The organism is Pseudomonas sp. IT-P253, assembly GCF_949768125.1.
GTDB lineage: Bacteria > Pseudomonadota > Gammaproteobacteria > Pseudomonadales > Pseudomonadaceae > Aquipseudomonas.
In genome coordinates this window covers 36,182-62,682 of sequence record NZ_CATKPT010000005.1, presented here as the reverse complement: position 1 = coordinate 62,682, position 26,501 = coordinate 36,182, and the positions used below count along the sequence as shown (strand labels likewise).

19 protein-coding genes are annotated in these 26,501 nt (G+C 59.2%); 6 read left to right on the top strand and 13 right to left on the bottom strand.

Going from position 1 to position 26,501, the window contains the following annotated elements; translation table 11 throughout:
- Positions 1-6: 6 nt before the first annotated feature.
- The 3 genes from ACM6IR_RS02850 to ACM6IR_RS02840 all read left to right on the top strand — a co-directional run bounded on the left by ACM6IR_RS02850 (position 7) and on the right by ACM6IR_RS02840 (position 6,144).
- Positions 7-3,078, top strand: coding sequence for an efflux RND transporter permease subunit (locus ACM6IR_RS02850; RefSeq protein WP_414906288.1), 3,072 nt, complete (start codon positions 7-9; stop codon positions 3,076-3,078).
- A gap of 1,236 nt (positions 3,079-4,314) precedes the next feature.
- Positions 4,315-4,596: a DUF6124 family protein gene (locus ACM6IR_RS02845; protein ID WP_414906287.1), complete on the top strand. Its 282-nt coding sequence runs from the start codon at positions 4,315-4,317 to the stop codon at positions 4,594-4,596.
- Positions 4,597-4,797: 201 nt separating this feature from the next.
- Positions 4,798-6,144, top strand: coding sequence for a Fic family protein (locus tag ACM6IR_RS02840; protein WP_414906286.1), 1,347 nt, complete (start codon positions 4,798-4,800; stop codon positions 6,142-6,144).
- A gap of 111 nt (positions 6,145-6,255) precedes the next feature.
- On the opposite strand, the gene ACM6IR_RS02835 is transcribed toward ACM6IR_RS02840, so the two are convergent.
- Positions 6,256-6,945, bottom strand: a complete 690-nt coding sequence (locus ACM6IR_RS02835; protein WP_414906285.1) for a DUF4197 domain-containing protein — start codon at positions 6,943-6,945, stop codon at positions 6,256-6,258.
- Positions 6,946-7,027: 82 nt separating this feature from the next.
- On the bottom strand, positions 7,028-9,529 hold the full coding sequence (gene plsB, locus ACM6IR_RS02830) for a glycerol-3-phosphate 1-O-acyltransferase PlsB (protein WP_414906284.1): 2,502 nt from the start codon (positions 9,527-9,529) through the stop codon (positions 7,028-7,030).
- Positions 9,530-9,694: 165 nt separating this feature from the next.
- Here plsB and ACM6IR_RS02825 point away from each other — a divergent pair, with 165 nt between their 5' ends.
- On the top strand, positions 9,695-9,904 hold the full coding sequence (locus tag ACM6IR_RS02825) for a cold-shock protein (RefSeq protein WP_010462862.1): 210 nt from the start codon (positions 9,695-9,697) through the stop codon (positions 9,902-9,904).
- A gap of 125 nt (positions 9,905-10,029) precedes the next feature.
- On the opposite strand, the gene ACM6IR_RS02820 is transcribed toward ACM6IR_RS02825, so the two are convergent.
- The 4 genes from ACM6IR_RS02820 to ACM6IR_RS02805 all read right to left on the bottom strand — a co-directional run bounded on the left by ACM6IR_RS02820 (position 10,030) and on the right by ACM6IR_RS02805 (position 15,231).
- Positions 10,030-10,407: a hypothetical protein gene (locus ACM6IR_RS02820; protein WP_414906283.1), complete on the bottom strand. Its 378-nt coding sequence runs from the start codon at positions 10,405-10,407 to the stop codon at positions 10,030-10,032.
- A gap of 75 nt (positions 10,408-10,482) precedes the next feature.
- Positions 10,483-11,292: a putative RNA methyltransferase gene (locus ACM6IR_RS02815; protein WP_414906282.1), complete on the bottom strand. Its 810-nt coding sequence runs from the start codon at positions 11,290-11,292 to the stop codon at positions 10,483-10,485.
- Positions 11,292-12,443: a succinyl-diaminopimelate desuccinylase gene (dapE, locus tag ACM6IR_RS02810; protein ID WP_414906281.1), complete on the bottom strand. Its 1,152-nt coding sequence runs from the start codon at positions 12,441-12,443 to the stop codon at positions 11,292-11,294. The genes ACM6IR_RS02815 and dapE overlap by 1 nt, the downstream gene beginning before the upstream one ends.
- Before the next feature lie 196 nt (positions 12,444-12,639).
- Positions 12,640-15,231 (bottom strand): glycosyltransferase, encoded by a 2,592-nt coding sequence (locus ACM6IR_RS02805; protein ID WP_414906280.1) that lies wholly within the window; start codon positions 15,229-15,231, stop codon positions 12,640-12,642.
- Positions 15,232-15,458: 227 nt separating this feature from the next.
- Here ACM6IR_RS02805 and tcdA point away from each other — a divergent pair, with 227 nt between their 5' ends.
- Positions 15,459-16,268 carry a tRNA cyclic N6-threonylcarbamoyladenosine(37) synthase TcdA gene (gene tcdA, locus ACM6IR_RS02800; RefSeq protein ID WP_414906279.1) on the top strand — a complete coding sequence of 270 codons (810 nt, stop codon included), beginning with the start codon at positions 15,459-15,461 and terminating at the stop codon, positions 16,266-16,268.
- Between the two features lie 87 nt (positions 16,269-16,355).
- Here tcdA and ACM6IR_RS02795 read toward each other — a convergent pair whose 3' ends face one another.
- The 4 genes from ACM6IR_RS02795 to ACM6IR_RS02780 all read right to left on the bottom strand — a co-directional run bounded on the left by ACM6IR_RS02795 (position 16,356) and on the right by ACM6IR_RS02780 (position 19,541).
- Positions 16,356-16,766 carry a SufE family protein gene (locus ACM6IR_RS02795; protein WP_414906278.1) on the bottom strand — a complete coding sequence of 137 codons (411 nt, stop codon included), beginning with the start codon at positions 16,764-16,766 and terminating at the stop codon, positions 16,356-16,358.
- Complete coding sequence (locus ACM6IR_RS02790; protein ID WP_414906277.1) at positions 16,763-17,968, bottom strand: aminotransferase class V-fold PLP-dependent enzyme; 1,206 nt, start codon at positions 17,966-17,968, stop codon at positions 16,763-16,765. The genes ACM6IR_RS02795 and ACM6IR_RS02790 overlap by 4 nt, the downstream gene beginning before the upstream one ends.
- Positions 17,969-18,110: 142 nt before the next feature.
- A complete protein-coding gene (gene dapD / locus ACM6IR_RS02785; RefSeq protein ID WP_414906276.1) occupies positions 18,111-19,145 on the bottom strand; it encodes a 2,3,4,5-tetrahydropyridine-2,6-dicarboxylate N-succinyltransferase in 1,035 nt (344 codons plus the stop codon).
- Positions 19,146-19,178: 33 nt separating this feature from the next.
- The gene (locus tag ACM6IR_RS02780) at positions 19,179-19,541 is read right to left on the bottom strand and encodes an ArsC family reductase (protein ID WP_414906275.1); all 363 of its coding nucleotides are present in this window, start codon (positions 19,539-19,541) and stop codon (positions 19,179-19,181) included.
- 286 nt (positions 19,542-19,827) lie between these two features.
- Here ACM6IR_RS02780 and ACM6IR_RS02775 point away from each other — a divergent pair, with 286 nt between their 5' ends.
- The gene (locus tag ACM6IR_RS02775; RefSeq protein WP_414906274.1) at positions 19,828-21,459 is read left to right on the top strand and encodes a Na+/H+ antiporter; all 1,632 of its coding nucleotides are present in this window, start codon (positions 19,828-19,830) and stop codon (positions 21,457-21,459) included.
- 25 nt (positions 21,460-21,484) lie between these two features.
- Here ACM6IR_RS02775 and ACM6IR_RS02770 read toward each other — a convergent pair whose 3' ends face one another.
- From ACM6IR_RS02770 to ACM6IR_RS02760, 3 genes are all read right to left on the bottom strand, one after another.
- On the bottom strand, positions 21,485-22,240 hold the full coding sequence (locus ACM6IR_RS02770) for a M12 family metallopeptidase (protein ID WP_414906273.1): 756 nt from the start codon (positions 22,238-22,240) through the stop codon (positions 21,485-21,487).
- A 158-nt stretch (positions 22,241-22,398) separates the two neighbouring features.
- Positions 22,399-23,598, bottom strand: coding sequence for a succinyldiaminopimelate transaminase (gene dapC, locus ACM6IR_RS02765; RefSeq protein ID WP_414906272.1), 1,200 nt, complete (start codon positions 23,596-23,598; stop codon positions 22,399-22,401).
- Positions 23,599-23,757: 159 nt separating this feature from the next.
- Positions 23,758-26,460, bottom strand: a complete 2,703-nt coding sequence (locus tag ACM6IR_RS02760; protein ID WP_414906271.1) for a [protein-PII] uridylyltransferase — start codon at positions 26,458-26,460, stop codon at positions 23,758-23,760.
- Positions 26,461-26,501 lie beyond the last annotated feature (41 nt).

Below are 26,501 nucleotides of genomic sequence, written 5' to 3'. Positions count from 1 at the left end.
TCCCCGATGGGTTTCAATCTTTCCGAATGGGCGCTGCGTAACCGCCAGATCGTCCTGTTCCTGATGCTCTTGCTGGCCATCGTCGGCGCGCTTTCCTACACCAAGCTTGGCCAAAGCGAAGACCCGCCGTTCACCTTCAAGGCCATGGTGATCCGCACCAACTGGCCGGGGGCCACCGCCGAGGAGGTGGCGCGCCAGGTCAGCGAGCGCATCGAAAAGAAACTGATGGAAACCGGCGAATACGAACGGATCGTGTCGTTCTCCAGGCCGGGCGAATCCCAGGTGACATTCGTCGCTCGCGATTCCATGCATTCGGTGGACATCCCGGATCTCTGGTATCAAGTCCGAAAGAAGATCAGCGACATTCGTCAAACATTGCCACCGGGTATTCAGGGGCCATTCTTCAACGATGAGTTCGGCACCACCTTCGGCAATATTTACGCGCTGACCGGGGACGGTTTTGATTACGCGGTGCTCAAGGACTATGCCGACCGCATCCAGATCCAGCTGCAGCGGGTCAAGGATGTGGGCAAAGTCGATCTGCTCGGGCTGCAGGACGAGAAGATCTGGATCGAACTCTCCAACGTCAAACTCGCCACCCTCGGTTTGCCCTTGGCGGCGGTGCAACAAGCGCTTGAAGAGCAGAACGCAGTGTCCACGGCGGGCTTCTTTGAAACCACCAGTGAGCGTTTACAGCTGCGGGTTTCGGGAAGTTTTCGGACGGTCGACGAGATCAAGAACTTCCCGATTCGCGTCGGTGATCGTACGTTCCGTATCGCCGATGTCGCCAACGTCCGGCGTGGTTTCAACGATCCTCCCGCGCCACGCATGCGTTTCATGGCCGAAGACGCGATCGGCCTGGCGGTGGCCATGAAGGACGGTGGCGACATTCTGGTACTGGGCAAGGCGCTGGAAATCGAGTTCGCCAGGATCCAGGAACACCTCCCGGCCGGGATGCAACTGCGCAAGGTCTCCGACCAGCCGGCTGCGGTGAAAACCAGTGTCGGCGAGTTTGTTCGGGTGCTGGTAGAAGCGCTGGCAATCGTGTTGCTGGTGAGCTTTTTTTCCCTCGGCGTGCGCACTGGCATGGTGGTGGCGCTGGCGATTCCGCTGGTGTTGGCCATGACGTTCGCCTGCATGTATTACCTCGGCATTGGCCTGCACAAGATTTCCCTCGGTGCGTTGGTGCTGGCGCTGGGCTTGCTGGTGGATGACGCGATCATCGCCGTGGAAATGATGGCGATCAAAATGGAGCAGGGCTTCGACCGGATCAAAGCCGCGAGCTACGCCTGGACCAGCACCGCCTTCCCGATGCTCACCGGCACATTGATCACCGCTGCCGGGTTCCTGCCGATTGCCACTGCGCAATCGGGCACCGGCGAATACACCCGTTCGATCTTCCAGGTGGTCACCATCGCACTGCTGGCGTCGTGGATTGCGGCCGTGGTTTTTGTGCCTTATCTGGGGGAAAAACTCCTGCCGGACCTGGCAAAAATTCATGCCGCCAAACACGGCACGGGAGCCAGCCAATCTGACCCTTACGGCACGCCGTTCTATCAGCGCGTCAGAGCTTTGGTTGAGTGGTGTGTGCGTTGGCGCAAGACGGTGATCGTGCTGACGGTGGTGTTGTTCATCGCCTCCATCGTGTTGTTCCGTTTTGTGCCACAACAATTCTTCCCGGCGTCGGGACGACTGGAATTGATGGTCGATTTGAAACTCGCCGAAGGGGCTTCTCTGAGCAACACCGCCGACGAGGTCAAACGTCTTGAAGGTTTACTGAAGGATCACGCCGGCATCGACAATTACGTGGCCTACGTCGGCACCGGTTCGCCGCGCTTTTACCTGCCGCTGGATCAGCAACTGCCTGCGGCGAGCTTCGCCCAGTTTGTCGTCCTTGCCAAAACCATCGAGGACCGCGAAACCCTGCGCACTTGGCTGATCGAAACCCTCAACGAGCAATTCCCGGCGCTACGCTCCCGGGTTACGCGACTTGAAAACGGTCCGCCGGTTGGTTATCCGGTGCAGTTCCGGGTCACCGGGGAGCACATCGAAGAAGTCCGCGCCCTGGCCCGTAAAGTGGCGGCCAAGGTACGCGAAAATCCCCATGTGGCGAACGTCCACCTGGACTGGGAAGAACCGAGCAAAGTCGTTTATCTGAACGTCGATCAAGACCGCGCCCGGGCGCTCGGGGTGAGCACGGCGAACCTGTCGAAGTTCCTGCAAAGCTCCCTGACCGGTTCCAGCGTCAGCCAGTACCGTGAAGACAACGAGTTGATCGAGATCCTGCTGCGCGGCACCTTGCATGAACGTACCGAACTGTCGTTGCTGCCAAGCCTGGCCGTGCCGACCGACAACGGTCGCAGCGTGGCGCTGTCGCAGATCGCGACCCTGGAATACGGCTTTGAAGAAGGCATCATCTGGCACCGCAACCGCCTGCCGAACGTGACGGTCCGTGCCGACATCTATGGCAAGGAACAACCGGCGACCCTTGTGGCGCAAATCATGCCTACGCTGGACCCGATTCGGGCGCAATTGCCAGACGGTTATCTGCTGGAAGTTGGCGGGACCGTGGAAGATTCGGCCCGTGGGCAGAACTCGGTTAAGGCTGGGGTGCCGCTGTTTATCGTGGTGGTGCTGACGTTGTTGATGCTGCAACTGCGCAGTTTCTCACGCACCTTGATGGTGTTTCTGACAGCGCCATTGGGATTGATCGGTGTGACGCTGTTCCTGATGGTGTTCCGTCAGCCATTCGGTTTCGTGGCCATGCTTGGGACCATCGCCTTGTCGGGGATGATCATGCGTAACTCGGTGATTCTGGTGGATCAGATTGAGCAGGATATTGCGGCTGGGCTTAAGCCTTGGCAGGCGATTATTGAAGCCACGGTGCGGCGTTTTCGGCCGATTGTGTTGACGGCGCTTGCGGCGGTGCTGGCGATGATTCCGTTGTCGCGCAGTGTGTTTTTTGGGCCGATGGCGGTGGCGATCATGGGGGGGTTGATTGTGGCGACGGCGCTGACGTTGTTGTTTTTGCCTGCGCTGTATGCGGCGTGGTTCAGGGTCAAGAAAGAGTCGGTTTGAATGGTTGGACTTGGCGGCCTTCGGGCCGACCAGGTTCTTGTTGGGTGAGTACATATCCGTTGCTGCGGTAACGGCGGCTTAGGGTTTCGCCCTGACGGCGACTCACTTTTTTTACAAGCGCCTAAAAAAAGTAAGCAAAAAAACGCTCGCCCCGAGCGTCCGGCCCCTCGCTTAGGCTCGGCGTACCCTCGCTCCGGTCCTGCTCCGTGGGCCCGCCGCCATCGACCATCCATGGTCGGGGGCGGCTAGCCCGGCATCCATGCCGGGCTGCCCACTGCGCAGAACCTCCACTCGGCCTCCCGAAGGGGCGGGTAGATCAAAAGCTGCAGGCGAGCTAACGCTCGGCCTGTTGAGTGGTTAGAAGCAGGGGGACACTGATCTGCTTTTGCTTTTCTGTGGGAGCGAGCTTGCTTGCGATGGCGGCCTGACAGCCGACCTGATCTAGCGGCTGTACCCAATTTTCCCTATGGGAGCTGGCTTGCCTGCGAAGGCGGCCTGCCAGCCGACCTGATCTTGCGACTGCACCCAATTCCCTGTGGGAGCGAGCCCGCTCGCGAAGGCGGCCTGACAGCCGACCTGATCTTGCGGCTGTACCCAACTCCCTGTGTGAGACCTGTAGCAGCTGGCGAAGCCTGCGTCCGGCGGCGAAGCCGTCGTAAACCTGTGCACGAGGTGTTTCTAATGCGCCGCGTCGATTGATTTCACGACGGCTTCGCCGCCGGACGCAGGCTTTGCCAGCTGCTACAGAAAGCGTGTTTCGTCTGAGATTTCTTAACTGACAGGCATTAGGGATTTGCGGTGATGGTGCCGGCCTCTTCGTCGGAACGCCGCCCGGAGCCGGCTCGCTCCCACTGGGGAAACGCAGTCAATTGTAGGAGCGAGCCTGCTCGCGAAAACGCCCTCACAGTCGACGATGTTTATCGCTCAACCAAACATTCAGAACCTTCCCACAACATTTTCAGGTTGTCCGTCGGAAGCACGATCTTTAGCCTTTGATCGTCGCTGCCAATTCAGCGACCGGGACTGCAAGCCCGCCGATAGTTTGTTAGGTGCCTACGAGTACACCTATAATCGCGTCGCTTTTATTAGCGTCCATCGATTTATGGTGGCTGTGTGCGGGAGATCTTCGGGTCTGCCGAGGTTACCTAACGACTCGGTCTTGCAGACCCGCATACAGCTGCCACCCATCATCTGCAAGTGATGCTGGCCGCTCCAACTTTCGTTAGGAGCTACACAATGATCAAAGACAGTCCAAATCCTCCAGAAATAAATCCAGAACAACCGACGAAAACGACTTACCGTCCCTGTCCGATTTTCACCATCCGTCCCGACGTCAATTCCGAAACCCTCTTGGTCCATGCCTGTGAAACCCTTGCCTCCGCCAATGTGATGGCCACAGAGCTGTCCTCAATCCTGACCGGCCCAACGTGCAATCTGGTGCTCGGTATTCAGCAGATGATTGTTCTGGCGCAGCTATCAGTGAACCGGGTGCTGGATCAGTTCGATCCTCAGCAATAGCCCAACGAAAAAGCCCGCTGAACCTGTAGAAGGTCAGCGGGCTTTTTGTGAATGGCTGTATCGTCCGATGAGGCTGATCAAGCCATGGCCATCGCGACAAGCTTTGTTCCTACGCCTATCTCGGACTTGTCTGATATTGAGACCTGGAGATTGAGGTGCTGTACTCACGACCCAGTTTCGTGAGTTTTTTGAGACGGCACTATGAAAAAACCACCCAGGCTGAAAGGTCGGTCCGATCCGGTATTCGATCTGTTGGGGAAGTCACCACACAAAGAACGCCTGTCGGACTATCTCGCACTGCTCAAGCCGCTGGACGATCAGGGCCGCTATCTGCCTTTCGATGAGCTGCGCTACCGCTGGAAGCCCGGGCTGGATTCGACGCTATGCTGGGCCTTGGTGAAGAAAGCCCGGGCTGCGCAGTATTCAAGTCTTTTGCCTTTGGGCGAGCCTGTTCAGCGGGGCAACTTCGTGCTCACGCCGTTGGCACAAAAAGCTGTTTCTGCCGTCGATCGACAAGCCACAACGGCTGCGCTGGAGTACATGACCAGTCAGATTGGCGAACATGCGCACTTCAGTTATTTGCTCAACGATTTGATCGAAGACGAAGCCATCAGTAGCAGCCAGCTTGAAGGCGCAGCGACCACCACTCAGGTGGCCAAAGACATGCTCAAGCGCAATCGCCTGCCGCGCACGCCGGATGAGCGAATGGTGATCGGCAATTACAAAATGATGAACTTCGCCTGGGAAAAGCGTTTTGACCCGTTAAGTGTCGAGTTGATTTCAGCCATGCACCGGGTGGGCGTCGAAGGCATTGATGACGTGCGGTATTCGCCGGGAGGGTTCAGGACCAGCGATGACGTGGTGGTGCAGGACGGCGAAGGCAAAACCGTTCATACACCGCCGCCCGCCGTGGGGGTGGTGTCACGATTGCAGGTGCTGTCGAGGTGGATCAACCAGTCCCACAACGATCCCGATCAAGTGGATTACCTGCATCCACTGATCAAAGGCATCGCACTGCATTTTGCGTTGGGTTATGAACACCCTTTCCGGGATGGCAATGGCCGGGTGGCGCGAGCACTGTTTTACTGGACCATGTTCAAGAATGACTTCTCGGCCTTTCGTTACATTGCTATCAGCATTTTGCTACGCAACGCGCCGGTGAAATATGGGCGTTCTTATCTGAACGCTGAAGCTGATGAGCTCGACCTGACGTATTTCATCGACTTCCAGTGTTCAGTCATCTTGCGGGCTGTCAGTAGTTTCACCGAGGCTTATCGGAAAAGTCTGGCGTATTCCGAGGACTTTGATCGCTGGTTGTTGGCGTCCGGTTTTTTTGATCGATTGACCGAGAAGCAGCGAGCCATATTTCAGGTGGCCAAAAGTGGGATGGCCAAGGAGTTTACGGCGGTCAATGTGAAGGAGCATCTGGACTGTTCTTACAACACGGCGTCGGCGACCCTGAACGGTCTGGTCGAATTGAAGGTGTTCGAGAAAAGGAAGATGGGGCGCGAGTGGGTCTTTTTCTTGCGGGCTGCATCGACGACCTGAACGAATGTGGGAGCGAGCCTGCTCGCGAAGGCGGTGTATCAGTCAAAGTTGATGTCGACTGACACACCGCCTTCGCGAGCAGGCTCGCTCCCACAGGATCGGTGTTAAGGCTTATAGCGTACCAAACACCTTCTTCGCCAAACTGGTCGCCGCAGCCGCCGGGTTCTGGCGGATGGTTTCTTCCTGTTTGGCGATCATTTCGAACAAACCGTTCAACGCCTGTTCGGTCACGTAGTTTTCGATATTGGCGTTCTTCGCATCCACTACGCCCAGCGTTGCCGCCTGACCTGCGAACGAGTTGTACTGCTTGGCCAGGCCGACCTGATCGGTGGATTGTTTGACGATCGGCAGGAACTTGGTGCGGATCTGTTCGCGGCTGGTTTTGTTCAGGTACTGGGTGGCCGAGTCGTTACCGCCGCTGAGGATGCCTTTGGCGTCTTCCACGGTCATTTTCTTCACGGCGTCCACGAGGATCGGCTGGGCCTGTGTCACGGCACTTTCGGCCGCCTTGTTCATGCTGATTTCTAGTTGATCGATTTGATCGCCCATGCCGAATTGCTTCATCTTGCTCGCGACCTTGCCCAGCTTGCCCGGCAGTTCAATTTTCACGTCCGGGTTGTTGCTGAAACCGCCCGGTGTGCCAAGTTGTTTTACAGCCAGTTGCGCACCTTGGGTCAGGGCATCCTTGAGGCCGCCGGTGGCGTCTTTTTGTGACAGGTCGCTGAGCGACAGCGCCAGGGCACTGGCAGAGATCATCAAGCCTGCGCAGAGGCCGGCGAAGCGAAGGGTAGGGCGGAACATGGTGGCTTCCTTGTTCAAAAGAGGAAATTAGCGAAAGGTGTCGACGTGGGAGCGACGGTGCGGCGATCCCACAGGTTTTGCATCAGGCCTCGGGCGGGATGGCGACTTGATCCGCCGCATCTTCACTGCGATGCAACGCCACCTGACGGATCGACAAACGAATCTCCGCCGGCAATACGCGCTTGGCCGCGCCTTCGGCCAGTTCGCCGAGCAGTTCGTGGTAGCTCAGCTTGCCGGCTTCATCGCGCTTGAGCACGTCGAGGTTGAGCATTGTCTGAATGAAATGGCGGAACAGGCTCTTGTCGAAGAACTCCGGGGCGTTCAGGCCATGCAGGATCGACAGGCGCTGGGCCATGACCGTGCACAGGTCTTCCAGCTCTTCGGCGCTGATGCTGTTTTGGCCGCTATTGAGCAGCAGGGAAACGGTCATGTAAAAGCGCTGCAGGGTTTGTGCGATGCTTTTCGACAGCAGTGTCAGCAGCACAAAATGCCGCGAGCTTGGTGCCGGGCGCAGGAAGACATCATTCTCGAATCGCAGTAAACCTTGCTCGACGAACGCTTCGAGCCATTGGTCGATCACCGTATCGAGTTCGTCCAGCGACCAGCGTATGAACAGCTCTGATTGCAGGTACGGATAGAGCGCACGGGTGTAGCGCAGGATCTGCTCGCGGCTCATGCGCGACGCGCTCTGGAAGAAGCTCGCCAACAACGCCGGCAGGGCGAAGATGTGCAAAACGTTGTTGCGGTAGTACGTCATCAGGACGGCGTTTTGCTCATCCAGGTACAGGATTTTGCCCAGGGCATCGCTCTGCTCGGACAGCAAATTCATGTCCTTCACATGCTCGATCAGCGCCCGGCCGTCACCTTCCGGCAGCGTGGTGTGCGGCGAATACGGTACTTTGCGCAACAGCGCCAGATACAGGTCCAACACCCGCGCCATGGCGCGATCGTCCAGTGCCAAACGGCTGGTGGACAGCAACGCCAGCGCCACCAGGTTGACCGGATTGATGGCCGCTGCTTCGTTCAGGTGTTGCGCGACTTTCTTGCCGAGACGGTTGGTGGTTTCGCTCAGCCACGCCGGTTTGAATTGCGGGCCGAGTTCCTGTTGGCGCCAGTCTGGCTGTTCGCTGTCGAGGAACTCGGCCAGTTTGATCGGCTCGCCGAAATTCACCGCCACTTGGCCGAAACGCTGTTTGAGGGCGCCGATGACCTTGAAGATGTCGAAGATCGACTCTTTCTTCTTGCTCGCGCCACGCAGTTCGCCCAGGTAGGTGCGGCCTTCGAGTACGCGTTCATAACCGATGTACACCGGCACAAACACGATGGGCATACGCGACGAGCGCAGGAAACTGCGCAGGGTGATCGCCAGCATCCCGGTTTTGGGTTGCAGCATGCGCCCCGTGCGTGAACGGCCGCCCTCGACGAAGTACTCCACCGGGAAGCCTTTGGTGAACAGGGTGTGCAGGTATTCGTTGAACACCGAGGTGTAGAGCGGGTTGCCCTTGAAGGTGCGACGCATGAAGAACGCACCGCCGCGTCGCAACAGGCTGCCGATCACCGGCATGTTCAGGTTGATGCCGGCGGCAACGTGCGGCGGGGTCAGGCCGTTGCGAAACAGCAGGTACGAGAGCAGCAGGTAATCGATGTGACTGCGGTGGCACGGCACATAGATCACTTCGTGACCTTGGGCGACGTTCTGCACACCTTCGATGTGGTTGACCTTGATCCCGTCGTAGATCTTGTTCCAGAACCAGCTCAGTACCACTTCCAGAAAGCGGATCGCGGTGTAGGTGTAATCCGAAGCGATCTCGTTGCCGTAGCGCAGGGCCAGGGCCTTGGCTTTCTCCGGGGAAATGTTCTCGCGCTCGGCTTCGTCGAGGATCGCTTGCTTGACCAAGGGCTGATTGAGCAGGCCTTTGACCAGGTTGCGACGGTGGGAAATGTCCGGGCCGATGACGGCGGCTTTCAGATTGCGAAAGTGCACCCGCAGAATTCGCTGGGCCATGCGCACAGTGCGCTCGTGGCCTTTGTTGTGGTCGATCAGTTCCCGCAGATGAATCGGCGCGGAGAACTGCACGCGGGTTTTTCGGCCCAGCACGATGATGCTCAGCAACCGGCGCAGACGTCCGGTGACCGCCCAGCTATCGGCGAAGAGCAATTTCCACGGGCTCGATTCGCTGTCAGGGGACTGACCCCAGAACACACTGACCGGAATAATTTGTGCGTCTTCGGCGGCGTTCTGGCTCAGGGCGCTGACCAGGCGAGTCAGGGGCGGCGGCGCGCCACGCTTGTCCTGGCGACCGAGCCAGTCGGGCTCCGGTGTCAGGTAGAAGAAGGCGGCGGGCTCCAGCAGATTGCCGACAGACACCGGCAACACCGGGCGGGGCAGGCCGGCTTTGTTGCATTCGGTATCGACCACGGCGAGGTCAGTCAGCGAAGGGTTTTGCAGGACGTAGAACACCGGACGACTGCGGTCGAGGTTGAGGGTGAACGACGACTGATTGATCGTCTCTGAGCGAACCCAGAGATAGAGCAGTCGGCGCAGGGTGCCAAACACCAGACGACGGAACGGGGAGCGGGTCATACGGCTTCTGCGCAAGTGGATAAAACCGAGCAAATGCTCGGGCGGCCGATAGTGTGCCGTATTCGCTGAAAATCGGCAAAAAGGCGGCTAAGTAAAGTGAGTTGAGAGTTTTCACGGCTGTCATATACTCGGCCGTTCAAAATAAAAATAAGGGGGTACTGATTCATGGCTACGCGCGAAACCGGCAACGTGAAGTGGTTCAACGACGCCAAGGGCTACGGCTTCATTCAACGCGAGGACGGGGTAGACGTGTTCGTGCACTATCGCGCGATCCGCGGCGAAGGGCATCGTTCGCTGGCTGAAGGTCAGCAGGTTGAATATGCCGTGGTGACCGGCGAGAAAGGCTTGCAGGCTGAAGACGTTGTAGGTCTGTAAAGCTGATCTTCAGATCACCGAAAACAACTGTGGGAGCGAGCTTGCTCGCGATGACTGACTGACATTCAACATTGATGCTGACTGACAGGGCTCCATCGCGAGCAAGCTCGCTCCCACAGGTTTTTTTACACGGTTTTCCAGGTGATTTCTTCTTCGCCATCAGCGCTGATCCGCATCCAGCGATCCGCTGTCTCTTCACCTTCTTCCTCGACCCAACTGCCCGGTGCGCAACGCACTTCGACATTCAGCGCGGCAAACGCGGCACGGGCGCAAGCGATGTCGTCTTCCCAAGGGGTCTGGTCGCTTTCCAGGTACAGGCTGTTCCATTTGCCTACTGCTTTTGGCAGCCAGGTCACCGGCACGCTGCCGGCCTTGCACTTGTAGGTCTGACCTTTCTGAACCCAGTCGGTGCAAGGGCCCAAAGCCGCGCCGAGCCAGGTGGCAATGGCCTTGTAGTCGACGTCGGCGTCTTTCAGGTAAATCTCGATATCGGGTTGGCGCATGGATGTCCTCACTGCGGGTCTGAAAAATCCATTCGCGGATTTAGCCGGTCTCAAGCCGTTGCTCAAGACCAAAAATTATTGAAGTACGAAATAATCGTAGCGCATCGAAACAGTGACCTCGAACGGCTCAGCCTGTTCGATGACCGCCGCCCGGCGTTCGGCACTGGCACGCCAGCCGTGTGGCGTCATCGCCAACAGGTTCGCACGGTCCTGACCGTTTTCCAGCGTCAGTTTGAATTCCAGGGTTTCGCTGTGCTGCAGCGCCATGCCTTCCGGCACCAGTGCCAGATGCTTGTCGTCGGTGTATTCACGGACTTCGTCGTACAGTCGCTCGCGCAATTCCATCAGATGGCCACTGGTCGGACCGACTTTCATCAAGCCGCCACCGGGGCTGAGCAGGCGCTTGGCCTCTTCCCAATCCAGCGGGCTGAAAACGCTGGCGAGAAACTGGCAGCTGCCCGAGGCCAACGGCACCCGGGCCATGCTGGCGATCAACCAGGTCAGCTGCGGGTTGCGTTTGCAGGCGCGTTTGACCGCTTCCCGGGAAATGTCCAATGCGTAACCGTCGGCGTTGGGCAAGGCCTCGGCGATTTGCGCGGTGTAGTAACCCTCGCCACACCCGATGTCGAGCCAGCGCTGTGGCGCGTAGTACGCGGCGAGTTCGGCCAGGCGCTTGGCCACCGGCGCGTAATGGCCGGCGTTCAAGAAGTCGCGACGGGCTTCGACCATCGCCAGGTTATCCCCAGGGTCGCGGCTGTTTTTGTGCTGCACCGGCAGCAGGTTCAGGTAACCCTGGCGCGCGCGGTCGAAACGGTGCCCGGCGGGGCACGCCACGCCGTTGTCCACCGCGTTCAGCGGTTCGCTGCAGATCGGGCAGGCCAGCATCAGGCGAGCAACTTGATCAGGGTCTGGTAGTAGATTTCGGTCAGCACGTCGAGGTCGGCCGCCAGTACACGTTCGTTGACCTGGTGGATCGTCGCGTTGACCGGGCCCAGTTCAACCACTTGGGTGCCCATGGTCGCGATGAAGCGACCGTCAGAGGTGCCGCCGCTGGTGGACGCTTTGGTATCGCGACCGGTGATGTCCTTGATGCTCGCCGATACCGCATCGAGCAGCGCGCCCGGTTCGGTGAGGAACGGCAGGCCCGACAGCGCCCAATCCACGTGCCAGTCCAGACCATGCTTGTCGAGAATGTCGGCGACGCGCTTTTGCAGGCCTGCGACGGTGGACTCGGTGGAGAAGCGGAAGTTGAACACGGCCACCAGATCCCCCGGGATCACGTTGGTCGCGCCGGTGCCGGAGTTGACGTTGGAGATCTGGAAGCTGGTCGGCGGGAAGAAATCGTTGCCGTGGTCCCAGTGCTCGGCGGCCAGTTCGGCCAGCGCCGGAGCGGCGAGGTGGATCGGGTTCTTCGCCAGGTGTGGATAAGCCACATGGCCTTGCACACCGCGCACGGTCAGCTTGGCACCGAGGGAACCACGACGGCCGTTCTTGACCACGTCACCCACCAGCGTGGTGCTCGACGGTTCGCCGACGATGCACCAGTCCAGACGTTCCTTGCGCGCGGCGAGGCGTTCGACCACCGCCTTGGTGCCGTGATGCGCCGGGCCTTCTTCGTCGCTGGTGATCAGGAACGCTACTTTGCCCTTGTGATCCGGGTAGTCGGCCACGAAGCGCTCGGCGGCCACGGTCATGGAGGCGAGACTGCCTTTCATGTCGGCCGCACCACGGCCACAGAGCATGCCGTGTTCGTCGATCACCGCGTTGAACGGGTCGATCTGCCAGGCCGTCACCGGGCCAGTCGGCACCACGTCGGTGTGACCGGCGAAGCACAGCACCGGCCCGTCGTGTTTGCCGTGGGTGGCCCAGAAGTTATCCACATCTTCGATGCGCATCGGTTCCAGGGTGAAACCGGCATCGCCCAGGCGCTGCATCATCTGCTTCTGGCAATCGGCGTCGACCGGCGTCACGGATGGACGGCGGATCAGGTCGATGGCGAGTTGAAGGGTCGGCGAAAGGTCGGCGTGGGCCGTCATGGAAAACTCCGGAAATTTGACCTGTAGGAGCGAGGCTTGCCCGCGAAGAACGATAATGCGGTGTATCTGTTACACCGAGTCGCTTCATTCGCGGGCAAGCCTCGCTCCTACAGGGGATGAGGCGGGCGCGCAAAATGGCGGTTATCTTAAAGCAAAACGGCAGCCATTGGCCGCCGTTTAGTGCATCTGTGCTGATTTAGACGGCCGGTGCCGTTTCAGCTTCGGCAGCCGGTTTCGGCAGCGAAGACAGGAACGCCATGATCAGCGCCGCCAGGTATGGCAACGACTGTACCAGCAGCATGGTCACCCAGAAGCGCATGTCATTGCTCGGCAAACCATTCACCAGGAAGATCCCCAGCGCCGCGCCCCACAACAGCAGCATGATGAACATTTCTTCGCGAGCCTCCGAAATCGCCACCCAGAAGCCGTGGTTATCGGCGTTTTTCGGCGTGCGGAAGAACGGAATGCTGCTGGTGAAGAAGCCGTACAGCACCGCTTTGGCAATGGTGTGCGACAACGCCAGCCCGGCCAGTGCCGCGCAGAATGCATCCTTGAGGTTGACCCCGACCGCACGACGGTAGAGGAAGATGATCTTGCCGACCTTGAACACAAACAGCGCCAATGGCGGGATTGCGAAAATCAGCAAGGGCGGATCGACTCGCTGCGGCACGATGATCATCGCTGACGACCACAACAAGGCGCCGATGGTGAAGAAGATGTTCATGCCATCGGCGACCCACGGCAACCAGCCCGCAAGGAAGTGGTAACGCTGGCCACGGGTCAGTTCGGTGTCCTTGCCGCGCAGCAAACTGGCGGTGTGACGCTTGATGATCTGAATCGCCCCATAGGCCCAGCGGAAACGCTGTTTCTTGAAGTCGATAAAGGTATCGGGCATCAGGCCTTTGCCGTAGCTGGTGTGGTAATACGCCGCCGACAGGCCTTTTTCGAACACCCGCAGACCCAGCTCGGCGTCTTCACAGATGCACCAATCGGCCCAGCCCAGCTCTTCGAGCACCGAGCGCCGGGTCATGGTCATGGTGCCGTGCTGGATGATCGCATCACGATCGTTACGGGTAACCATGCCAATGTGGAAGAAGCCTTTGTATTCCGCGTAGCAGAGCTTCTTGAAGGTGCTTTCGTTCTGATCGCGATAATCCTGTGGCGACTGCACCACGGCAATTTTCGGGTCGGCGAAATGCGGCACCATGTGCTTGAGCCAGTTCGGATCGACGCAGTAGTCCGAGTCGATCACGGCAATCACTTCGGCGTCCTTGGCGGTGTGCGGAATCAGGTAATTCAGCGCGCCACCCTTGAAGCCGGCCAACGGTGCAACGTGGAAGAACTTGAAGCGCGGGCCGAGGGTTTCGCAATAATCGCGCACCGGTTCCCAGACCGCCGGGTCCTTGGTGTTGTTATCGATGATCAGGACTTCGAAGTCCGGATAGTCGAGGTTGGCCAGTGCGTTGAGGGTCTGTTTGACCATCTCCGGCGGCTCGTTGTAGCACGGTACGTGAATCGACACTTTCGGTCGGTAGTCCGACTCGCCCTCCACCGGCAGGAATTCACGCCGGCGTTTGTGGGTCCAGACCGCTTCGGCCAGTTCGTGTGCCTCGGTCAGCAGTACGATAAATACCCCGAGTGCGCCAAGCGCCAGCAGGAAACCGACCGTCAGGCTGAACCATGTGCTGTATTGCTGGCTGTAGTCGTAACCGATCCAGACCAATACCGAACCGCACAAGAAGGCGATAAAGGTCAGGAAAGTACGGCCACGTTGGCGCAGGGCCGAGCCGTCGATCATCAGCAAGGTCAGAGACAGCAAGGCCAGCACCGCCGAACCGATGGCCAGCACGCGCCACTGCGGGATCGCCACCACCGGGCCTTCGAAGTTGAATTTCTGCTGGCGCGCGGCGTTGAACACGCCCCAGTAAGCCCCCACCGAACCTTCATCACTGGCCTTCCACGGCTGGTCGAACGCTTCGATCACGAAGTAGTTGAAGCCTTGGCGGTTGAGTTTGTTAACCAATGTGCGCAGGTAAATCGCCTGATCCGCCGGGCTCGCATCGGTGCCGCCACGCATGCGGCCGTTGCTCGGCCAGCCAACCTCCGAGAGCAGCAGTGGCTTTTTCGGGAACATTTTCTTCAGGTCGCGGGCGCGGTCCAGAACAAACTGGCCGGCCTTGTCCACCGGGATGAACTCCCAGTAAGGCAAAACGTGCGCGGCAATCAGGTCGACGTGCTTGGCCAGTTCCGGGTGTTCTTCCCAGACGTGCCACTGCTCGGACGTGGTCACCGGCACTTTCACGGCGGCGCGGACGCGATCAAGGATCACGCTCAGTTGTGCGGCGGTAATTTCCTTGCGGAAGATCGCCTCGTTACCGACCACCACGCGAACCACGCTGCGGGTAGTGTTGGCCAGTTCGATGGCGCGCAGAATTTCGCGCTCGTTGCGTTCCTGGTCCGGGCTGATCCAGATCCCCAGGGTCACCCGCAGGCCGAATTCCTCCGCCAGTTTGGGAATGTCTTCCAGCGTACCGTCGACTGAGTAAGTACGGATGTTGTCCGTCAACTTGCTCATAATCTCCAGATCGCGACGCATTTCATCGTCGGTCGGGTACTGCTCTTTCTGTGGGTACTGGCCTTGCTGGAACGGCGAGTACGAAAAGCCGGAGATTTGTTCTGGCCAGTTAGGGGCGGCGACCGGGCGATTGATCAGCGCCCAGAAGCCGGTAAACAAGGCAGCGATGGCGAGCACCACGACCAGGTTGAGTCCAAATTTACGCGATGACATAGCTATTTCAGGTTCCAAAGGCTGTGGAACGAAGGAACGGTTGGCGGCTGGCTGCCAAGGGGCAGGGCGCGCATCCTACACTGGAGGTTCTCTGACCGTACAGCGAACAGGGAAACGCCCGACATTGGGCACTGCGGTTTCACATAAGTTCTTACACTTGTCGCAGGAAGGTTAAAAGTTCTCCCGCGGTGGCCCTATAATGCGCGCCGGTTTTTGGGGTAATGGTCATGAGTACAGAAGATCCACGGTTTGCCGGCATCGCCCGTTTGTATGGCATCGAAGGCCTCGAACGCTTGCGCGCGGCGCATGTGGCGATCGTCGGCGTCGGTGGCGTCGGTTCCTGGGCGGCGGAAGCTGTCGCCCGTTGTGGCGTGGGCGAGATTTCGCTGTTCGACCTGGACGACGTCTGCGTCAGCAACGCCAACCGTCAGCTGCACGCGCTGGACAGTACCGTCGGCAAACCCAAGGTCGAAGTGATGGCCGAGCGCCTGCGCGGGATCAACCCGGAGTGCACGGTGCACGCGGTGGCGGATTTCGTCACCCGCGAGACCATGGCCGAATACATCACGCCGAACATCGACTGCGTGATCGACTGCATCGACAGCGTCAATGCCAAGGCGGCGTTGATCGCCTGGTGTAAGCGTCGCAAGATCCAGATCATCACGACCGGTGGCGCGGGCGGGCAGATTGACCCGACGTTGATTCAGGTGTGCGACTTGAACCGCACGTTCAATGATCCATTGGCCTCGAAAGTGCGTTCGACGTTGCGCCGCGATTACAACTTCTCCCGCACCGTGACCCGCCATTACAGCGTGCCGTGCGTGTTTTCCACCGAGCAACTGCGCTACCCGAAACCGGATGGCAGCATTTGTTTGCAGAAGAGTTTTGTCGGCGAAGGCGTGAAGCTGGACTGCGCTGGCGGGTTTGGCGCAGTGATGATGGTGACGGCGACGTTCGGCATGGTCGCGGCGACCAAGGCTGTGGATAAGATTGTGGCGGGAGTGCGGCGGCCTGCGGATCGGGTTAAGCCCGCCTGATCCGTGGGTGTACAGAACCTGTAGGAGCGAGGCTTGCCCGCGAAGGCGTCGTACCTGACACACTACTTTCGCGGGCAAGCCTCGCTCCTACAGGGGGGCGGCCAACTCATTCATCCGCTGAAGCACGGCATTGAGGCCATTACTGCGCGACGGCGATAGCTGCCGGCTCAGCCCAAGCTGATTGAACCACTCCGGCAAATCCACCCGCTGCAACTCACCCGCCGACAACCCGTTGACCCGCGCCAGCAGCAACGCCACCAACCCGCGAATCAACCGTGCATCGCTGCTCGCGGCAAACTGCCAGTGGCCGTCATTCAGCGAGCCCACCAACCACACCTGGCTTTCACAGCCATGCACCCGGTTGGCGTCGACTTTATCCACATCGCTCAACGCAGGCAGACGATCGCCCCACTGCATCAGCAATCGCGCCCGTTGTTCCCAACCCGCGGCCTTCTGAAAAGTCTCCAGTGCCGTTGTCGCCTCAGCAGGCAAACTCATCGCAACACCTCCAGCGCTTGATCCAGCGCTTCGAAGAACCGTTCCAGGTCTTCGGAGTCGTTGTACAGCGCCAACGAAACCCGAATCGCCCCGGCCAGTTCAAAGTGCTTGAGTAACGGCATGGCGCAATGATGACCGGCGCGCACCGCAATCCCCTGTTCCGTCAGCAGATGTGCCAGATCAGAGTTATGCACACCCTCCACGACAAAACTCGCCAACGCCAGTCGAGGCTTGCCCAACAGCCGAATGCCGTTGCGCGCCTCAAGACCTTTCAGCAAATAGTCATGCAACGCCGCTTCGTGAGCCGCAACCGCGTCCTGATCGAGACCGGCGAGGTAATCCAGCGTCGCCCCCAGGCCAATCACACTGGCAATCGGCGGCGTGCCTGCCTCAAACCCCAGTGGAGCAGGGCGGAAACGTGCGTCGTGGTAATTGGTGTCCAGCACCATTTCGCCGCCGAACTGCCAATGATGCAGCTGTTCCAGCGCGTCATGGCGACCGAACAGCACGCCCAGGCCATCGGGGCCATAGAGTTTGTGGCTGGAAAACACATAGAAGTCGCAACCCAGCGCCTGCATGTCATGCCGACCATGCACCACGCCTTGAGCGCCATCGACCACGGTCAGCGCGTCGTGCGACTTGGCCATCGCCAGCAGCGCGGGCAACGGCTGCCAGGCGCCGAGCACGTTGGACAGCTGACTGACCGCTAACAGGCGCGTGCGCGGATTGATCAACGACGCGGCAGCCTGCAGGTCGATCAAACCGTCAGCATCCAGCGGCAGGATTACCAGTTTCAGACCGCGACGGTGGGCCAGTTGCTGCCACGGCAGCAGGTTGGCATGATGTTCCAGCGCGCTGATGACAATCTCATCACCCGGCATGAATAAGTGTTCCAGGCCATAAGCCAGGAGGTTCAGTGCGCTAGTGGCGCCGTGGGAAAAAATGATCTGCCCGCTATCGCCGGCATTCAGCCAATGGGCGACTTTGCTCCGGCTGTCCTCGAACGCCTGGGTCGCATGCGCGCCGGGCAAGTGTTGCGCCCGATGCACGTTTGCCGCGCCATTGGCGTAGTAATGCGCCAGGGCATCCAGCAAGGCTTGAGGTTTTTGCGTGGTGGCGGCGTTGTCCAGATACGTCTGGTCTTGCCGTTGCAATGCGGCGATGGCCGGAAAATCGGCGCGCCAGGGAGAGGGAATCATCATGTTGTTCGGCCCTGGTGAACATGGGCGGGGTGTACGCCTGACCTTGACCTTGCAGGAGCGAAGCTTGCTCGCGAAGGGGCCTTTGAGGCCGCTAAAAGCTTCGCGGGCAAGCCTCGCTCCTACAAGTGCGGGTGCGCTCTGCTTAGTTGTGAGCGTGCAGCGCTTCGTTCAGTTCGATCGCCGATTTGTGGGTTTTGCATTCCACGGCACCGGTTTCCGAATTGCGGCGGAACAGCAGGTCAGGCTGACCGGCCAGTTCACGGGCCTTAACGACTTTGACCAGCTTGTTGTTTTCGTCCAGCAGCGCCACTTTGGTGCCAGCGGTCACGTACAGGCCCGATTCAACGGTGTTGCGGTCGCCCAGCGGGATACCGATACCGGCGTTCGCGCCGATCAGGCAGCCTTCACCAACCTTGATCACGATGTTGCCGCCGCCCGACAGGGTGCCCATGGTCGAGCAACCGCCGCCCAGGTCCGAGCCTTTGCCGACGAACACGCCAGCCGAGACACGACCTTCGATCATGCCCGGGCCTTCGGTGCCCGCGTTGAAGTTGACGAAACCTTCGTGCATCACGGTGGTGCCTTCGCCCACGTAAGCGCCCAGACGAATACGTGCCGCGTCAGCGATACGCACGCCGGCCGGAACCACGTAGTCGGTCATTTTCGGGAACTTGTCCACCGAGAACACTTCCAGCAACTCGCCACGCAGGCGGGCTTCGAGTTGATGCTCGGCCAGTTCAGCCAGATCGATCGCGCCCTGACTGGTCCAGGCGACGTTCGGCAGCAGCGGGAACACGCCCGCCAGGTTCAGGCCGTGCGGCTTGACCAGACGGTGGGACAGCAAATGCAGCTTGAGGTAAGCCTCAGGCGTGGAGGTCAGTTGCGCATCTTCGGCCAGCAGGGTCGCGACCAGCGGCTTGTGGCTCTCGGCCAGACGAGTCAGCAATGCGGCCTGGCCGACATCGACACTTTTCAGCGCTTCAGCCAGTTGCGAGGCCTGGGCGGTGCTGAACGCGATGGCCTGATTGCCTTCGGTGTAGCCCAGAACCGGGGCAATGGCAGCGACCAGTTCGGCCGACGGGTTGAGCAGTGGCTGCGCGTAAAACACTTCCAGCCATGCGCCTTGACGGTTTTGAGTGCCAACACCAAAGGCCAGGCTGAACAGGGTAGTGGACATGTTGATACCTCTTACAAAATGGAACGGGCTGCCTTACTTGAGGGCTGCCGCGTAGATATCTGGCTTGAAGCCAATCAGGGTTCGGTCGCCGAGATCAAGCACCGGGCGCTTGATCATCGAGGGTTGTGCGAGCATCAGGTCGATGGCTTTCGGCTGGTCGAGATCGGCTTTGCGTTCGTCGTCGAGCTTGCGAAAGGTCGTGCCTGCACGGTTCAACACCACTTGCCAGCCGTGCTCATTGCACCATTGGGTCAGGTGTTCACGGTCGATTCCGGCCGTTTTGTAATCGTGAAAGTTATAGCTGACAGCGTGTTCATCGAGCCAGGTGCGCGCCTTTTTCATGGTGTCGCAGGCTTTGATGCCGAAAAGGTGCAACGTTTTGCTTGAAACGGTCAAGGAATTGCCCCCTTTACAGGTGCTGGAAAAAAAAGGTGACGGATTATGCCATGACCGTTCAGTTAAAACGTAAAACCCTGTAGGAGCGAGCTTGCTCGCGAAGGTCGTCAACGATAATGGTGAAAACCTGACACCCCGCGGCGATCTCAGGTGCATCGCGAGCAAGCTCGCTCCTACAAGTATTGCGGGGGCGCGACCCTGTGCGACATTGGTGTAACGGTCAGCTGGCAGTCTAAGCGGCTAATATGGCACTTCGATGCTGTCGACTGCGAGGGAACTGCGCGTTATGCAAACCGCCTACACCGTCCTGATCATGCTGATGCTGGTTGGCGTTTCACGCCCGATCGGACGGGTGATCCCGCTGCCGTTGCCGTTGGTGCAAATTGCCGCCGGCGCGTTGCTGGCCTGGCCGACCCTTGGTTTGCATGTGGCGCTGGACCCTGAATTGTTTCTTTTCCTGTTCCTGCCGCCGCTATTGTTCTCCGATGGCTGGCGCATGCCCAAACGTGAGTTGTGGCGGTTGCGCGGGCCGATTCTGACATTGGCGGTCGGCCTGGTGCTGTTCACCGTGGTCGGCGCGGGCTATTTCATTCATTGGTTATTGCCGGGCATTCCCCTGCCGGTCGCCTTCGCCCTGGCCGCGGTGTTGTCGCCGACGGATGCCGTGGCGGTCTCGGCGATCTCCCAGAACCGCTTGCCGACACCCCTGATGCACATGCTGCAGGGCGAGGCGCTGATGAACGACGCTTCAGGCCTGGTGACGTTCAAGTTCGCGCTGGTTGCGGCGGTGACCGGGGTGTTCTCGCTGGCCAATGCCAGCCTGGCGTTTGTACTGATGGCGGTCGGCGGACTGGCTGTCGGTGTGGCGTTGAGTTGGCTGGTCGGGCGCTTGAGGGCGTGGATGATTGCTCGCGGCTGGGATGATCCGGCGACTCACGTCGTCTTCATGTTGCTGCTGCCGTTTGCCGCTTATGTTTTGGCAGAGCGCGTGGGCGCCTCGGGCATTCTGTCGGCGGTGGCGGCGGGAATGATGCAGAGCTGGCTCGATCTGCTGCCGCGCCAGACCAATACCCGCTTGCTCAATCGCAGCGTTTGGTCGTTACTGGAATTCGCGTTTAACGGCTTGATCTTCCTGTTGTTGGGCTTGCAGTTGCCGGACATCATCAAGGCCGTCGCCAGTCACGAAACGTCCTTGTGGCCGACGCTGTTGTACCGCGGGCTGGACGTTGTAGCGATTTTTCTGGTGCTGCTGGTGTTGAGATTTGTCTGGGTGCAGAGCATTTGGCGCTTATCGATTGTGCTACGTCGCTGGCGTGGCAAAGGCGAGATGACCCAGGTACCCACCGCACGCTCCTGCTGGTTGCTGACGGTCGGCGGCGTGCGTGGGGCGGTGACGCTGGCGGGTGTGATGTCGGTGCCGCTGCTGATGGGCGTGGAGGCTTTTCCTGAACGGGATCTACTGATCTTCATTGCGGCCGGAGTGATTCTGTTGTCGCTGATCGCTGCGTGCATCGCCTTGCCGCTGTTGCTACGCGGCATCGCAAAAAGCCCCGACGACAAACGTCGCAATGAAGTACGCGACGCTTGGCGTAAAACCGCTGAAGCGGCGATTCATGCACTCGAAGTCGAAGAGGTTAATCCTCAGGATGCCGCTCAGGCAGCATTGTCCGCCGAACTCAAGGCGCGGCTCATGTCTGAGTATCGGCATCAACTTGAAGTCTTTAATGACTCCGCCGAAGCCCAGGCATTGGCGTTTCAGATGGACTTGCTGGAGCGGCGCCTGCGCTTGAAGGCGCTGCGGGCACAGCGCCTGGAGTTGTATAGCCTCAGTCGTCACCACCAGATTGGTGATGACGTATTGCGTGAGGTGTTGGGTGAGCTGGATTTGAGTGAGGCCAATCTGGGAGCAGTGAAGTAACTGCATTCAATGATTGCTGCCGGTGTTATGGATAAATCCTGCGCATGGCGGCGATGTCGCCTTCGCTGATTTGCACGTTTACAGGTTGATGCCAGTCACCCACAGTAAGTTGGTTGGAGACATAATAATGCATCACTGAATGCCGGTCGTAGGGTGCGTAGGTTCGATCAGGTGTTCGCTCGAGGGGAAAGACATTAGAGTCAACTTCCGCTCTGGAGAAGTTAGCAGCGCTCGCGAAATAGGCATAGGCTTTTTCTCGATTCCAAGGTATTTCTGCATCGGGATGTTGATGTTCATGCAGCAGGCCTAGTGCATGCCCAAACTCATGAGTTACGCGTTGCTCGTAATTAGCTGAAGAAAAGTCGATACCTAAAAACATCGATGCATCATGAGGGTGTACCGCTAGCGAGTCGGTCCCTAGCTTTGATCCGCCACTGTTATTGAATGATGGGTGGAAAGTGACTCGGATATCGCCCAGAAACTCATCGGAGTTATAGACGTGCTCTTCATCGATCTCAATAAAGTTAAAGTTCAAGTTGGCATAGGGGAGCCATTTGTTTGCACCATTTTTAACCGCTTGAAAAGAGTGTTCGTTATATTTGTAAATAAGGATCTTCAGTGTCCTTCCAGGGCGCCAATACTTGGTGTGTGCTCCAACGCTACGTTTCTTTCGACCGCCGCTGCCGTTGATCGCATTACGTGGGTTCTCAGTGATCGCGACATTATAAGCGGCAAGTGGATCGGTCGTTGCAATGGTTTTGCAGTAATTGATTAAGTTCATGTTGTTGCACTTGATGGTGATGAGTGAGGCTTGAAAGTATTTAAGTGCAAGAGGGTTGTCTAGTTGCTTAGTTGTTCAGTTTGTTGCGTTGGATAGTTTAATTGGTTGGGGTGTTCGGTTTGCACCGCAGTGCGCGGTGCAAACTCGATAGCCGTTAATTAACGGCGGTTTGATATAAAATTACGAATTCGCTCAGCCGCTTCAACACATTCCGCCAGCGGCGCAACCAGCGCCATTCGAACTCGACCGGCACCTGGATTGAAACCGTCAACTTCACGGGACAGGTAAGAACCCGGCACCACGGTCACATGCTCTTCGACAAACAAATCACGGCAGAACGCTTCGTCATCACCTTCAACATTCGGCCACAAGTAGAAACCACCGTCCGGACGCTGCACGTCCATCACCGGGCTGAGGATCTCCAGCACCGCATCATACTTCTCGCGATACAACGCACGGTTGGCGCGTACATGCACTTCATCGTTCCACGCGGCAATGCTGGCCAGTTGAGTCTGCACCGGCATCGCGCAGCCGTGGTAAGTGCGGTACAGCAGGAAGCCTTTAAGAATGTCGGCATCACCGGCCACGAAGCCCGAACGCAAGCCTGGCAGGTTGGAGCGCTTGGACAGGCTATGGAACACCACGCAGCGCTTGAAGTCCTTGCGGCCCAGTTCGACGCAGGCGCTGAGCAGGCCGGCCGGCGGGGTTTGTTCGTCGAAGTACAACTCGCTGTAGCATTCGTCGGCGGCGATCACGAAGTCGTATTCGTCGGCCAGGGCGATCAGTTTTTTCAGCGTCTCGACCGGAATCAGCGCACCGGTCGGGTTGCCCGGCGAGCACAGGAACAGGATCTGGCAGCGTTTCCAGATGTCCGGCGGCACGGCATCGAAATCCGGGTTGAAGCCGTTTTCATCCAGGCACGGCAGGTAATGTGGTTTGGCCCCGGCGAGGAAGGCCGCGCCTTCGTAGATTTGATAGAACGGGTTCGGGCTGACCACCAATGCGTCGTCGCCACGGTTAACCACGGTCTGGGTGAAGGCGAACAGCGCTTCGCGGGTGCCGTTGACCGGCAGCACGTTGCGCGCCGGGTCGAGCCAGCCGTTCGGCACGTTGAAACGACGCTCGCACCACGCGGCGATGGCTTCACGCAGGGCCGGGATGCCGAGGGTGGTCGGGTACACGGCCATCTGATCCAGATTGCTTGCCAGGGCCTCGGCGACAAAGCTTGGCGAACGGTGCTTCGGCTCACCGATGGACAGCGCGATGGCGCGCTTTTCCGGGTTTGGCGTGACACTGCCGAGCAGGGCGCGGAGCTTCTCGAACGGGTAGGGCTGCAACTGGTTCAGAGCGTTGTTCATCGGTAGATCTCGTTCGGTTTGGGGGCGGCGCTGGTCCCTGTAGGAGCGAGCTTGCTCGCGATGGTCGTCAACGAAAACGCGTGCTTGCCAGGACAATGCGGCGTATTTGAGTCCATCGCGAGCAAGCTCGCTCCTACAAACGGGCGGGCCGTTGTTAATTCAGATGCTGATGCGTGACAGTTTGATATCCGGTTCGTGGCTGACGCTCAACTGCTCGACGATCGCATCCTGCAAGCGGCTGCACAGCAACGGGTCGGACAACGGCTGGTTGTTCGCGTCGGTGATGAAGAAAACGTCTTCGACGCGTTCGCCGAGCGTGGCAATCTTGGCATTTTGCAGCGACAGATCGAACTCGAGGAAAATCGTGCCGATCCGCGCCAGCAATCCTGGGCGGTCAGGGGCGCTGAGCTCCAGTACCGTCACTGGACGTTGAGCGTCGTTGTGGATCGTCACCTGCGGGGCAAACGCGAAATGCTTGAGCTGACGCGGCACCCGACGCTGAATAATGGTCGGGTAGTTGTCCGGGTTGCGCAGGGCTTCGGTCAGGCCCTCGCGGATCTGTTTGACCCGTGCCGGGTTGTCACCGATCGAGTCGCCATCAGTGTCGAGCACGATGTAGGTGTCGAGGGTGAACTGGCTGCTGGAGGTGATGACGCGGGCATCGTGGATGTTCAGGTTGAGCTGGTCCATCGCGGCCACGGTCACAGCGAAGAAGTCGTGTTGGTCCGGTGCGTAGATGAATATCTGCGTGCCGCCTTCGAATTCGCGCTGGGTGGTTTCCTTGATCAGCACCAGCGGCCCGCCATCGGCCGGCTGCTGGAGGATCGCGTCACTGTGCCAGGCCACGTCGCCGGCGGTGTGGCGCAGGAAATAGTCATCGCCCAGTTGCGACCACAGCTGCTCGACGTCGTCCGGGTCGGTCCCGCCGCGTACCAGAATGTCCAGGGCGGCGCTCTGCGTCTGGCGGATCTGCATTTCGCGGTCCACCGGGTTTTCCAGGCCGCGGCGCAAGGCGCGCTTGGTCTCGGTGTATAGCTGGCGCAGCAGGCTGGCGCGCCAGGAATTCCACAGTGTCGGGTTGGTGGCGTTGATGTCGGCAACCGTCAGCACGTACAGGTAATCGAGGCGGGTTTCGTCGCCCACGGCCTGTGCGAAGTCGTGGATCACCTGCGGGTCGGACAAGTCCTTGCGCTGGGCTGTGGTCGACATCACCAGATGGTTCTGCACCAGCCAGACGATCAGGCGGCTGTCCCATACTGGCAATTGGTGGCGCTGGCAAAAGGCTTCGGCGTCCACCGCGCCAATTTCCGAGTGATCGCCATGCCGGCCTTTGCCGATGTCGTGGTACAGGCCTGCCAGGTAAATCAGCTCGGGTTTGGGGAGTTTGCCCATGAGCTTGCTGGCCAGCGGGAATTTTTCCGACACCTGGGTGTACTGCAATTTACGCAGGTGTTTGATCAGGTTCAGGGTGTGCGCATCGACCGTATAGATGTGAAACAGGTCGTGCTGCATCTGCCCGACGATGAAGCCGAACTCCGGCAGGTAACGCCCGAGGATGCCGTAACGGTTCATCCGGCGCAGGTTGCGGTGGATGCCGATCTTGCACTTGAACAGCTCGATGAACAGGCTGGTATTGCGAATGTCGTTGCGGAAATCGTCGTCGATCAGATGCCGGTGTTCGCGCAACAGGCGGATGGTGTCGGCGCGCACACCTTTGATTTCCGGCTGCTGGGCCATCAACACAAAGATTTCGAGCATGGCGAACGGCGTGCGACGGAACACATTGTCGTTGCGTGCCTCGATGTAACCATCGTGCAGCTGGAATCGTGGGTTGATCGGTTGTGGCGGCACCACGTCTACCGGTGCGAGGATGAGTTCCTCGAAGTGCTGGATGATCAGGTCGCTGAGCTGGGCAATGCTCATGACCACCCGGTAGTACTGCTGCATGAAGTTTTCGATGGCGTGCTTGGCATCATCGCCTTCGAAACCCAGTAGCCCGGCAATCGAGCGCTGGTGGTCGAACAGCAAGCGGTCTTCGGCACGGCCGGCGAGCATGTGCAGCGCGTAGCGAACCTTCCACAGGAACTCCTGGGACGAAGCCAGCAGGGCATTTTCGCTCTCGACCAGGAACCCTTCGCCGGCCAGTGCCCGCAGGTTCAGGGTGCCGTACTCGCGACGGGCGACCCACAGAATCGTCTGAATATCCCGTAGTCCGCCAGGCGAGCCTTTGACGTTGGGTTCCAGGTTGTACTCGGTGTCGTTGTATTTGTGGTGGCGAGCCTTTTGTTCGGCGCGCTTGGCCAGGAAAAAGTCCTTGCTTGGCCACATGTGCGCTGTGCTGGTGACGTCCAGCATGCGTTGGCGCAAGCGTTCGGGGCCTGCAATGGTGCGACTTTCCATCAGGTTGGTGATTACCGTCAGGTCGGCGCGGGCCTCAACGGCGCATTCGTCGACCGAGCGAACGCTCTGGCCGACTTCCAGGCCAATGTCCCACAACAGCGTCAGAAAACGCTCAATGGAATCACGGAAAATTTCATGGTCGGCGCTGTCCAGCAGGATCAGCAGATCAATGTCGGAATACGGGTGCAACTCACCGCGACCGTAGCCACCGACCGCGACCAGCGCGATATCGGCGTCTTCGCTCCAGTCAAACTGCTCCCAGGCCTTTTGCAGGATGTTATCGACGAACCAGGCGCGATCCTCGATCAGCCGACGAATATCCCGACCGCTGCGAAAGCGCCCGTCGAGCACTTCACGAGCCTGACGGATCGCCTTCTTGAAGGCCGCGATCGGGCTGGCCTTCAGGGCCAGTTCCGCCTGGAACTGGCCACGGTCGAAGAGTTCGGGATCCACCTGTGGCATCGATTGGCTTTCCTATCTAAAAGGCTGGGAGCTGCCGGGTC